This is a genomic window from Pseudoflavonifractor intestinihominis (assembly GCF_040096055.1).
Taxonomy (GTDB): Bacteria; Bacillota; Clostridia; order Oscillospirales; family Oscillospiraceae; genus Pseudoflavonifractor; species Pseudoflavonifractor intestinihominis.
In genome coordinates, this window is the sequence record NZ_JBBMFK010000018.1 from 21,426 (window position 1) to 32,759 (window position 11,334).

The 11,334-nt window shown below is 63.6% G+C and carries 11 protein-coding genes; 8 read left to right on the top strand and 3 right to left on the bottom strand.

Annotated elements, in window-relative coordinates; translation table 11 throughout:
- The first annotated feature begins 89 nt into the window (after positions 1–89).
- Entirely contained in the window at positions 90–2,966 is a 2,877-nt protein-coding gene (locus WMO64_RS11240) for a glycoside hydrolase family 3 N-terminal domain-containing protein (protein WP_349232024.1), read from the top strand.
- Between the two features lie 69 nt (positions 2,967–3,035).
- Positions 3,036–3,854 carry an MBL fold metallo-hydrolase gene (locus WMO64_RS11245; RefSeq protein WP_294517055.1) on the top strand — a complete coding sequence of 273 codons (819 nt, stop codon included), beginning with the start codon at positions 3,036–3,038 and terminating at the stop codon, positions 3,852–3,854.
- Between the two features lie 72 nt (positions 3,855–3,926).
- On the opposite strand, the gene WMO64_RS11250 is transcribed toward WMO64_RS11245, so the two are convergent.
- Together WMO64_RS11250 and WMO64_RS11255 are read right to left on the bottom strand one after the other, a co-directional pair.
- On the bottom strand, positions 3,927–4,190 hold the full coding sequence (locus tag WMO64_RS11250) for a TIGR04076 family protein (RefSeq protein WP_349232025.1): 264 nt from the start codon (positions 4,188–4,190) through the stop codon (positions 3,927–3,929).
- Positions 4,191–4,209: 19 nt separating this feature from the next.
- Positions 4,210–4,557, bottom strand: a complete 348-nt coding sequence (locus tag WMO64_RS11255) for a winged helix-turn-helix transcriptional regulator (RefSeq protein WP_294517072.1) — start codon at positions 4,555–4,557, stop codon at positions 4,210–4,212.
- Positions 4,558–4,700: 143 nt separating this feature from the next.
- Between WMO64_RS11255 and WMO64_RS11260 the strand changes: the two genes are divergently transcribed.
- The gene (locus tag WMO64_RS11260; protein WP_294517074.1) at positions 4,701–5,246 is read left to right on the top strand and encodes a flavodoxin family protein; all 546 of its coding nucleotides are present in this window, start codon (positions 4,701–4,703) and stop codon (positions 5,244–5,246) included.
- A gap of 142 nt (positions 5,247–5,388) precedes the next feature.
- On the opposite strand, the gene WMO64_RS11265 is transcribed toward WMO64_RS11260, so the two are convergent.
- Positions 5,389–7,275, bottom strand: coding sequence for a heavy metal translocating P-type ATPase (locus WMO64_RS11265; protein ID WP_349232026.1), 1,887 nt, complete (start codon positions 7,273–7,275; stop codon positions 5,389–5,391).
- Between the two features lie 171 nt (positions 7,276–7,446).
- Here WMO64_RS11265 and WMO64_RS11270 point away from each other — a divergent pair, with 171 nt between their 5' ends.
- The 5 genes from WMO64_RS11270 (at position 7,447) to WMO64_RS11290 (ending at position 11,317) form a co-directional block, all read left to right on the top strand.
- Entirely contained in the window at positions 7,447–8,010 is a 564-nt protein-coding gene (locus WMO64_RS11270; RefSeq protein ID WP_294517078.1) for a TetR/AcrR family transcriptional regulator, read from the top strand.
- Between the two features lie 120 nt (positions 8,011–8,130).
- Complete coding sequence (locus WMO64_RS11275; protein ID WP_349232027.1) at positions 8,131–8,682, top strand: PadR family transcriptional regulator; 552 nt, start codon at positions 8,131–8,133, stop codon at positions 8,680–8,682.
- On the top strand, positions 8,679–10,028 hold the full coding sequence (locus WMO64_RS11280) for an NAD(P)H-dependent oxidoreductase (protein WP_349232028.1): 1,350 nt from the start codon (positions 8,679–8,681) through the stop codon (positions 10,026–10,028). The genes WMO64_RS11275 and WMO64_RS11280 overlap by 4 nt, the downstream gene beginning before the upstream one ends.
- Positions 10,029–10,058: 30 nt before the next feature.
- A complete protein-coding gene (locus WMO64_RS11285; protein ID WP_349232029.1) occupies positions 10,059–10,562 on the top strand; it encodes an HD domain-containing protein in 504 nt (167 codons plus the stop codon).
- Between the two features lie 32 nt (positions 10,563–10,594).
- A complete protein-coding gene (locus WMO64_RS11290; protein WP_294517089.1) occupies positions 10,595–11,317 on the top strand; it encodes an alpha/beta fold hydrolase in 723 nt (240 codons plus the stop codon).
- The last annotated feature ends 17 nt before the right edge of the window (positions 11,318–11,334 follow it).

Below are 11,334 nucleotides of genomic sequence, written 5' to 3' on the forward strand. Positions count from 1 at the left end.
TCAGGGCCTGATCTGTATAATTTTTCTCAGAAGAGGTCCCGACCGCCGGAAGGGACCGGGACAGAAAAACTGGTTTAGGAGGGAACCTCATGATCAATTTCGAAATGGAAGACGTCATCAGCGTGCTGCAAAACTGCGCCCCCTACCTCATCGCGCTGGGCATTGTCCTTCTGGTGGGAATCATCGTGCTCATCGCCGTCCGGGGGCGGCCCCGGCCCCAGAAGTTCCTGATCCGGGCCCAGGCCGGTCTGGCCATGGCCCTGGCCGCTGTGCTGGCCGTCAACGGCATCATGCTGGGCGGCGTCTCCGCCCTGCTGGACCTGGTGTTGGTGGAACAGGTGAAGATCAGCGACGGTACTCTGGACACCGCTGAGGACACCGCCGTGCAGATTGCCGAGGAGGGCTTCGTCCTCCTGCAGAACGACGGCGACACCCTGCCCCTCACCGACGTGACCAGCCTGAACCTGTTCGGCTGGGCCAGCGCCAACCCCATCTACGGCGGCACCGGCTCCGGCGGCATCAACGCCCTGTACGACATCGTCAGCCTCCAGCAGGGGCTGGAGCAGGCCGGATTTGCGGTCAACCAGGAGCTGCTGGACTTCTACACCGCCTACTCCTCCCAGCGCCCCGACATGACCATCACCACCCAGTCCTGGACCCTGTACGAGCCCCCGGTGAGCACCTACTCCCAGGAGATGCTGGACAACGCCAGAGAATTCTCCGACGTGGCGGTCGTCACCCTGGCCCGCCTGGCCGGCGAGGGACACAACGACATGCCCATGGCCATGTCCGAGGCCGGCTACGACAACAACTCCGACGCGTACGACGATTTCCAGCCCGACGACCACTACCTCCAGCTCTCCCAGACTGAGCGGGACATGATCGACATGGTCTGCGACAATTTCGACACCGTCATCCTTCTGCTCAACAGCGGCAACCCCATGGAGCTGGGCTTTGTGGACGACTATGAGCAGATCAAGTCGGTGCTGTGGTGCCCCGGCCCCGGCAACGTGGGCTTCACCGCCCTGGGCGAGATCCTGCGGGGCACGGTGAACCCCTCGGGCAAGAGCACCGACACCTTTGCCTACAACCTGAAAAACGCCCCCTGGTGGAACAACTACGAGGACTACCACTACTCCAACATGGAGCAGCTGGCGGTGGAGGGCATGAACTCCGGCGTGTCCCAGACCTACTATCCCTCCTTCACCAACTACGTGGAGGGCATCTACGTGGGCTACAAGTTCTACGAGACGGCCGCCGCCGAGGGCCTCATCGACTACGATGCCGAGGTCCAGTACCCCTTTGGCCACGGCCTGAGCTACACAACCTTCTCCCAGACCATGAGTGAGCTGGACGTCACCGACACCGAATTCTCCTTTGACGTCACCGTCACCAACACCGGCTCTGTGGCGGGCAAGGACGTGGTGGAGGTCTTCTACAACCCACCCTATCTCAACGGCGGCGTGGAGAAGTCGGTGGCCAACCTGCTGGACTTTGAAAAGACCGGGCTCCTCCAGCCCGGCGAGAGCCAGACCATCTCCTTCACCTTTGCCCTGGAGGACATGGCCTCCTACGACTACCGGGACGCCAGGGCCTACATTCTGGACCCGGGGGAGTATGTCATCTCCGTCAACAGCGACTCCCACACCATCCTGGACCAGAAGGCCCTGACCCTGTCCTCCAAAATCGTATACGACGGCCAGGAGGGCCGGGCCAGCGACGACCTCACCGCCACCAACCGGTTTGATGACTGTGCCGGCGACGTGGAGTACCTGTCCCGTGCCGACCACTTCGCCAACTACGACCGGGCCACCGCCGCCCCCGCCTCCACGGAGATGTCCCAGGAGCTGGTGGCGCAGTACCACCTGAACAGCAACTTTGACCCCGGCACCTATCTGGACCCCGACGCGGTCATGCCCACCACCGGGGCGGACAACGGCCTGACCCTGGCGGACATGCGTGGCCTGGACTATGACGACCCCCAGTGGGAGCTGCTGCTGGACCAGCTCACCGTGGACGACATGGCCAATATGATCGCCCTGTGCGGCTACCAGACGCCCGCCATGGAGTCGGTGGGCAAGCCCCAGACCCTTGACATGGACGGCCCGGCCGCCATCAACAACAACTTCACCGGCTACGGCTCCCTGGGCTTCCCCATTGAGATCGTCATCGCCAACACCTGGAGCAAGGACCTGGCCACCCAGTGGGGCGAGACCATGGGCCAGATGTGCGTGGAGATGGGCATCCAGGGCTGGTACGCCCCGGCCATGAACACCCACCGCAGCCCCTTCGGCGGGCGGAACTACGAGTATTTCTCCGAGGACGGCGTGCTGGCCGGGCGCATCGCCTCCGGCGCCGTGCAGGGCGCCATGAGCAAGGGGGTCTACTCCTACATCAAGCACTTCGCCGCCTACGACTTCAACGGCAAAATGGTGTGCGTCTGGACCAACGAACAGGCCCTGCGGGAGATCTATCTGAAGCCCTTTGAGATCTGCGTGAAAGAAGGAAACGCCAACGCCGTCATGGTCTCCTGGAGTTTCCTGGGCATCAAGTGGACCGGCGAAAACAGCAGCCTGATGAACACGGTCCTCCGGGACGAGTGGGGCTTCCGCGGCATGGCCATCACCGACTTTTTCCGCAACAACGGCCATGGCTTCATGAACGCCGACGCCGCCCTGGCCAATGGGGTGGACGGCATGCTGGCCACCGTGGAGGGCGGCCCCAACTTCGTCACCGACCGCACCAATCCCTCCTCTGTCTCCGACATGCGCCGCGCCTGCAAAAACGTGATGTACACCGTGGTGCAGAGCTATCTCTACGACGAGGACTACCAGGGCCAGCAGGGCGTGGGCTGGCGGACCTATCTCTACATCGCCGACGCCGCGGCCGCCGTGGTGCTCATCGGCCTGGAGGTCCTGGTGCTGAAAAGCTACAGGAAGCGCAGGGACAGCGCCGCGATGCGCTGATTCCCCCCCTTTGCCGGACCCCCTACAAAGATCCGGCCGCCGGCGAGCATGGCGCCGGCGGCCGGATTTTTGGGAAAGAAGGTGACTGCTCTGAAGCTGACACAGATTCGCAACGCCACCGTCCTGCTGGAGTACGCCGGCGTCCGGTTCCTCCTGGACCCCATGCTCTCCCCCAGGGGCGCCCTGCCCCCCTGCCACAGCCGGGTCCGTCCCGAGACCCGCAATCCCCTGTGCGACCTGCCCTGCCCGGCAGAGGCCCTCTTGGACGCGGACGGGGTCATCATCACCCACCTCCATCCGGGGCACTTTGACCAGGCGGCGGCCAGGCTGCTCCCCAGAGACAGTCCGGTCTTTGCCCAGAACCAGCGGGACCTGGAGATCCTGCAATACTACGGCTTCCGGCAGGTCCGGGTGCTGGGGCGGGACACGGCCTTTTCCGGGGTGACCCTGACCAGAATCCCCGGGCGCCACGGGAACTGGGAGGCAGATCTCCTGGACCGGCTGGGCAGCGTATCCGGGGTGGTGTTCCGCGCTCCGGACGAGCCCTGCCTCTACGCCACGGGGGACACCGTCTGGTGCCCCGGCGTGGAACAGGCGCTCCGTGACTTCCGCCCCCATGTGGTGCTGGCCAATGCCGGGGGCAACATGGGCTGCCAGCACCGGGTCAACATGGGAAAGGAGGATGTTCTGGCCCTCCACCAGGCCCTCCCCTCGGCCCTCATCGTGGCCACCCACATGGAGGACATGAACCACTGGACCCTGTCCAGGGCGGAGCTGCGGGCCTTTGCCCGGGAAATGGATTTCCGGCTATACGCGCCTGAAAACGGGGAGAGCCTTCGGATATGCCGGGATCGGACCGGCCTCCGCGCTGTCGTAGAAGAGGCTTAAGGACATGGGCGCAGCAAAAACCGGGACCGTCAAGAGGCGGTCCCGGTTTTCGCTCTTCCGCAGGGCATGCGTCTACGGCTCTATCTTTTCGATTTTGAACACGTTGATCACATCCACATCAGGGCAGCGGAACACCGCCGTGCCCTCCGGCTGCCCCGGTATGGCGCCCCCATACCGCAGGATGTCGATATAGGGGAATGCCACATGCATGGCCATGGGACACAGCCGTCCCCGCTCCGTGTCAAAATCGAACGTGTCCCCCACGCGGTGCCCCCGATGGCAGCCGCAGGGGCCTTTGCGGTCGATCAGGGTCAGGCGGATCTTGGGTCTCTCCACAGGGCCCCCTCCTTCCGTTTCACAGTCTGTTTCGCTCGCCCCAGTCGCACATCTGGTCTAGGATGGGGATCAGAGACCTTCCCCGCTCCGTCAGGCTGTACTCCACCTTGGGCGGGATCTGGGGATACTCCTCCCGGTGGACCAGCTGATCCGCCTCCAGCTCCTTCAGGGTGGCGCTGAGGGTCTTGTAGGAGATCCCACCGATATACTTCTTCATCTCGTTGAACCGGACCACCCCAAAACACATGAGGGTGTAGAGGATGGTCATCTTATACTTCCCGCTGATCAGCGACAGGGTATAGCTGAAACCCGTATCCGCCAGATTGGCGGTGGAAATGCAGGCTCTGTACGCTTCTGCCTCTCCCATTTGACACTCTCCTTTTGGTAAGTACCAAACCTCGATGCAAGTATCGCACCAAAATGTGCGTACTTGTTCTTTCACCAGTTCTTGCTATGATTGTAATATCAGGTGGGAAGAAAGTCAATCTCACACAGACAAGGAGGAGCATTATGAGCAAGAACGTGGTTGTGATCACCGGCAGTCCCCGCAGGAACGGCAACAGCTTTGCCATGACCGACAGCTTTATCAAGGCCGCGAAGGCAAAGGGACACACCGTGACCCGTTTTGACGCGGCCATGATGAAGATCGGCGGCTGCCGGGCCTGTGAGACCTGCTTCAGCACCGGGAAGGCCTGCACCTTTGACGACGATTTCAACACCATCGCCCCGGCCATCCTGGAGGCCGACGCCATCGTCTTCACCATGCCGGTCTACTGGTACTCCATCCCCGCCCAGATCAAGGGGGTCATCGACCGGATCTACTCCCTGGTGGTGGGCGGCAAGGACATAGCCGGAAAGGAGTGCGCCCTGATCGCCTGCTGCGAGGAGGAGGACCTGTCCGTGCTGGACGGCGTACGGGTCCCCATGGAGCGCACCGCCGCGCTGAACAAGTGGAAGATGGTGGGCGAGGTGCTGGTGCCCGGCGTCCTCAAGCCCGGCGATATTGAGAAAACCGACGGCTGCCGGAAGGCCGCCGCCCTGGCCGACAAGATCTGAGGTCCTCCCGCTCCGCTGCCCGGCGGCCCTCCGATTTTGTCTGCCCGATGCACATCACAAAGCCCGCCCCGGCGCGTCTGCGCCGTGGGCGGGCTTTCTGCCCTCCGGCCCCGGATATCCCCGGGTCTCCGGAACAGGCGGCTCACTCGAATTTCCTGTCGTAGAGCAGGGCCGCGATCAGGACCACAAAGCAGGAGCCGGCATTGTGAACCAGGGCCCCGGTGGTGGGCGTCAGCATTCCCAGGAGGGAGAGAATGATGGCCACAAGGTTAATGCACATGGACAGCGTGATGCTCAATTTGATGGTCTTTACCGTGGCGTCGGACAGGCGCTTCAGGTAGGGGATGCGGGAGAGATCGTCGCGCATCAGGGCGATATCCGCGGCATCCACGGCGATGTCGCTCCCCATGCCCCCCATTGCCACGCTGACGTCGGCGGTCTTCAGCGCCGGCGCGTCGTTGACCCCGTCGCCGATCATGCAGACCCTGCATCCCCCGCGCCGCAGCTCCTGGATGCTCCCCACCTTCTCCTCCGGCAGCAGCTCCGCCCGGACATCGGAAATTCCGGCCTGTTGGGCAAAATAGGCGGCTGTTGTCCTGTGGTCGCCGGTGAGCAGAACGGTGCGGGCCCCCATTCCGGTCAGGCGGGAGACCATGTCCTTTGCCTCCGGGCGCAGCACGTCGGAGAGGGCGATCACGCCCAGACAGCGGTTCCCCTCCGCCACCAGGACGGAGGCCTTCCCCTGCACGCGCAGTCTCTCCAGGATATCCCGGACGCCGCCGTCAGGGGACACGCCGCTTTCCGCAAGGAAGGCCTCCTTGCCGCAGAGCAGCGCCCTGCCTTCCACCCGGGCGCTTACCCCCTTGCCTGCCGTCATCCGGAACTCGTCGGAAGTTGGAAGGGCGAGTCCCTCCTCCCTGGCCCGGGCCACGATGGCCTTGCCCAGCGGATGCTCGCTTCTGGACTCCGCGGCGGCGGCCAGGGTCAGCAGCTCCGCCGCGCTGACCGCGGGATCAAAGGGCAGGACGTCGCTGACCTCCAGCCGGCCATAGGTCAGCGTGCCCGTCTTGTCAAAGGCGATGGTGTCCACCTTTCCCATTTTCTCCAAGGCCTCGCCGGACTTGATGATCACGCCGTGCTTGGTCGCCTGGCCGATGGCCGCCATAATAGCGGTGGGCGTGGCCAGCACAAGGGCGCAGGGGCAGAACACCACCAGCACGGTGACAGCCGTGATGATATTCCCCGTCCCCAGGTAGGCGGCCACGGCGATCAGCAGCGCCACCGGCACCAGCCAGCTGGCGCACCGGTCCGCCAGGCGCTGCATGGGCGCCTGGCTGCTCTCCGCCTCCCGCACCATGCGGATGAGGGTCTGGAGGGAGCTGTCCTCCCCCACCCTGGTGGCCGTGATGTCAATGGCCCCGAAGCGGTTGATGGTGCCGCAGAACACCCCGTCCCCCACGCCCTTGTCCACAGGCAGGGATTCCCCCGTCATAATAGACTGGTCCACAGAGGTCTCGCCGCTGACGATCTCTCCGTCCACCGGGATGGTCTCGCCGGGCAGAATACGCAGCAGGTCCCCCTGCCGGATCTCCTCCGCCGGCACCATCTCCTCCCGCCTGCCGGACAGCCTGCGCCCCTGCACAGGGGCCAGGCTGAGCAGCTGCTTCAGGCCCTTTTTCGCCCGCTCGGTGGTGGCCTCCTCCAGCAGCGCCCCGATGGCCATGATAAAGGCCACCTCGCCCGCCGCAAACAGGTCCCCGATGGCAATGGCGGCGAACATGGCGATGCAGATCAGCAGCGCGGAGGAGATCTTGCTGATGCCGGGGTTGTGTATGATCCGCCAGACGGCCAGATACAGCAGCGGGATGCCGCTGATGAGCACCGTCACCCAGGCCGGATCAAAGGGCAGGATGCCCGGGTGTCCGCCCGTCTCCCCCATCAGGTGGGGTACCAGGTCGAACAGCAGAAACACGCCCGCCACAATGGTCATGGGCAGTCCGGCCAGAACATCGCTGACTCTCTTTATCATCCTTCTTCCTCCCTCTGCTTGACAGATACAGAGGCTTTCCGTACAATCAATTTGATAGCAAACACTCTGTTCGTTTTTATTGTAGGGACATGCCGCGGGAAAGGCAACGGATGATTGGGCCCACATGTTCTCTACCGAACATTTGGGCGGATTTGTACGAAGGGAGCTTGTATGGACAGACGGCAGCAAAAAACGAGAGCGGCGATCTTTTCCGCCTTCACCGCCCTGCTGGCGGAGAAGGCCTACAGCAAGATCACGGTGCAGGAGATCATCGACGCCGCCAATGTGGGGCGCACCACTTTTTACGCCCATTTCGAAACCAAAGACGACCTGCTCAAGGAGCTGTGCGGGGAGCTGTTCGGCCACATCGTCAGCAGCGCCATGGACTGCACCCACACCCACGGGCTCTACTCCGACGGCAGCGCGCCGGAGTCCGTGTTCTGCCACCTGCTGCAGCACCTGCAGGAGAACGACCGGAACATCATGGGGCTCCTCTCCTGTGAGAGCAGCGAGCTCTTCCTGCGCTATTTCCGGGACAGCCTGAATGAGCTGGTGCGGTCCCAGCTGGCCAGCCTGAACCGCGCCCCCAATCCCCGCATCCCCCAGGACTTTCTCATCAACCACATATCCGGCAGCTTTGTGGAGATGGTGCTGTGGTGGAGCAGGGGCCGGATGAAGCAGCCCCCGGAGGAGCTGGACCGGTATTTCCGGGCCGTCATCGAGCCGGTTCTGTGACAGCCGGTCCGGGATTCAGCCGGAAAACAGCGGGCAAACCGCTCGATCGCTCTCTTTTCTGTTGACTTGGACTGTCCGTCCGCCGTATAATATCTCTATTCGATATATTTGGAGGCGTCTATGGAATATCTGGTGCTGGGCCTGCTGATCCTCTCCCCCATGACCGGGTATGAGCTGCAGCAGTTCATCAGGCAGAACCTGGCCCTCATCTGCTCCCACAGCGCGGGCAGCGTACAGACCGCCCTGGCCAAGCTGGAGCGGGAGGGCCGCATCACCGCCGCCGAGACCACCCAGGGCAGGCGGCGCAAAAAGACCTTCTCCATCACGGAGGAAGGCCGCGCCGCCTTTTCCGCCTGGGTGGCCCAGCCCATGCAGGCGGATAAAGTGAAAAACATGGAGCTATCCCGGCTGTTTTTCCTGGGCCTGGCCAGGCCGGAGGAGCGGACCGCCGCCATCCGGGACTACATCCGCCAGATGGAGGAGACGGCCGCCGTGCTGCAGGCCATCCGGGAGCGGTTCCGGCAGGTCCAGGAGAGCCCCCTGCCCCCCGGACAGGACTGGGACGCCATCTTTCGCTTCCAGGGATACACCATCGAGTACGGCATTGCCGCCGCCCAGTTTGAGCGGGACTGGTACCGCCGCCTGCTCTGTGAATTGGAGGAACAGCCATGAACATTCTCGTTTTGAACGCCAGCCCCAAGGGGAAAAATTCCGCCACCGTCCACACCGCCCTCTACCTGCAGGCCCTGCACCCGGAGCACAGCTTCACCTTCCTGCCTGTGGGACAGCGCATCAAGGCCTGTGAAAAGGACTTCTCCCCCGTCCGCGCCGCCCTGGAACAGGCCGATCTGGTTCTGTTCTGCTACCCGGTCTACACCTTCATCGCCCCCTACCAGCTCCACCGGCTCATCGAGCTCATCAAGGCCGACGGAGTGGACCTGAGCGGCAAATTCGCCAGCCAGATCACCACCTCCAAGCACTTCTACGACGTGACTGCCCACCGGTACGTGGAGGAGAACTGCTTTGACCTGGGCATGAAGGTGATCCGGGGCCTGTCCGCCGACATGGAGGACCTGCTGAGTGAGCAGGGGCAGAAGGAGGCCCGGGACTTCTTCGACCAGCTCATCTTCTCCTGTGCACACGGCCTGTTCGTCACCCCGCCGGTCAAAGCCCCGGCACGGGACAAGGCCGTCTATCAGCCCGCCCTGCCCCAGGCGGCCAAGACCGCCGGCAAGGACGTGGTCATCGTGACCAACTGTGCCCCCGACGACCAGAACCTGGCCAACATGATCGCCGACTTCCGCGCCGCCCTGCCCTGCGAGAGCCGGGTGGTCAACCTGCGGGACTTCCCCTTCGGCGGCGGGTGCCTGGGCTGCTTCGGCTGCGCCATCACCGGCAAGTGCGTCTACAAGGACGGTTTTGACGAATTCCTGCGCAACACCATCCAGACCGCCGACGGCTTTGTGTACGCCTTCACCATCTCCGACCACTACACCCACTCCAGCTTCAAGTGCTTTGACGACCGGCAGTTCTGCAACGGCCACCGCACCGTCACCCACGGCACCCCCATCGCCTACCTCATCAGCGGCGACTACCGGTACGAGCCCAACCTGCGGATGATCGTGGAGGGCCGGGCCGAGGTGGGGGGCAACTACTTGGCCGGCGTGGCCACCGACGAGGGAGACACCGCCGGGGACATCCGCTCTCTGGCGGAGAACCTGGCCTTTGCCATGGAGAAGAAGCTGACCCGTCCCGCCAACTTCTACGGCGTGGGCGGCATGAAGATCTTCCGGGACCTGATCTACGTCATGCAGGGCCTGATGAAGGCCGACCACAAGTTCTACAAGCAGCACGGCATCTATGACTTCCCCCAGAAGCAGAAAAAGCGCATCCTGCAGATGAAGCTGGTGGGCGCCCTGATGGCCATCCCGTCGGTGCAAAAGCAGGCCAAGGGCAAGATGACCCAGGCCATGGTGGCGCCCTATCAGAAGGTCATCGACCAGGTGAAGCGTGGCTGACAGTCAGAACGCAAGCAGCAGGAGGTTTTTATGGAAAACAGGGAGCTGATCGATCTGCTGGAACAGCGGATGTTCGACTTTGACCGGGGCGACCCCATGCGCATCCAGCACCTGATGAAGGTGCACCGCTTCGCCCAGATGATCGGACGCATGGAGGGTCTGGACGCCCACACCCAGTTTGTCACCGAGTGCGCCGCCCTGGTCCACGACATCGGCATCCACCCGGCGGAGGAGAAATACGGCGCCTGCACCGGCCCCCTCCAGGAGCAGGAGGGTCCGGCCTACGCCCGGACCATGCTGGAGGAGCTGGGCCTTGCGCCGGAGGACACCGACCGGATCTGTTATCTGGTGGGCCACCACCACACCTATACGGATATTGACGGTCCGGACTACCAGATCCTGGTGGAGGCGGATTTTCTGGTGAATTTTTACGAGGACGGCCTGAGCCGGCAGACGGTGAGCCGCGCCCTGGAGCAGATCTTCCGGACCAGGTCGGGCAAAGCCCTCTGCCGGACCATATACGCCGTGGAGTGACGCCGTCGCTCCCGCAGGAAAGGTGATTGGATATGAAGGCGAAACATCCCCTTCGCAAAAGACTGCTCATTGCCGGCGGCGTGCTGCTGGCCGTGCTGGTGGTGCTGGCAGCCGGGTTTTTCTGGTATGTGTCCGACTACTACCGGGCCGAGGACGTGGCCCTGGCCGTTCTGGCCCAGGACGACGGCATCGAGACAAGGGACAATCTGACCATCCTCTCCCCCTCGGTCCCCAGTGACACGGCCATCATCTTCTACCCAGGCGCCAAGGTGGAGGCCGCCGCCTATCTGCCCCTGCTGGACCAGATCCGGCAGACCGGCGTGACCTGCATTCTGGTGGACATGCCCTTCCGCATGGCCATCTTCGACCCCAACGCCGCTGAGGATGTGATGGCCCGGTTCCCCGACGTGGAGCACTGGTACATGGCCGGGCACTCCATGGGCGGGGCCATGGCCTCCCAATTTGCCGCCGACCACCCGGACCAGGTGGACGGGCTCATCCTGCTGGGGGCCTACATCTACGGCGACTACCCGCCCGAGGACACCCTCACTGTCTACGGCTCCCTGAACCAGAGCGTGGAGGACAAGCTGGACTACACGGAGAACGTGGTGGAGATCCAGGGCGGCAACCACGCCCAGTTCGGCAATTACGGCCCCCAGAAGGGGGACCTGCCCGCCGAGATCTCGGCCCAGGAGCAGCAGGCCCAGACCGTGGCAGCCATTGAGGACTTCATTGCCGCCCGCCAGGCAGCCTGACAAAACACCCGGGACCC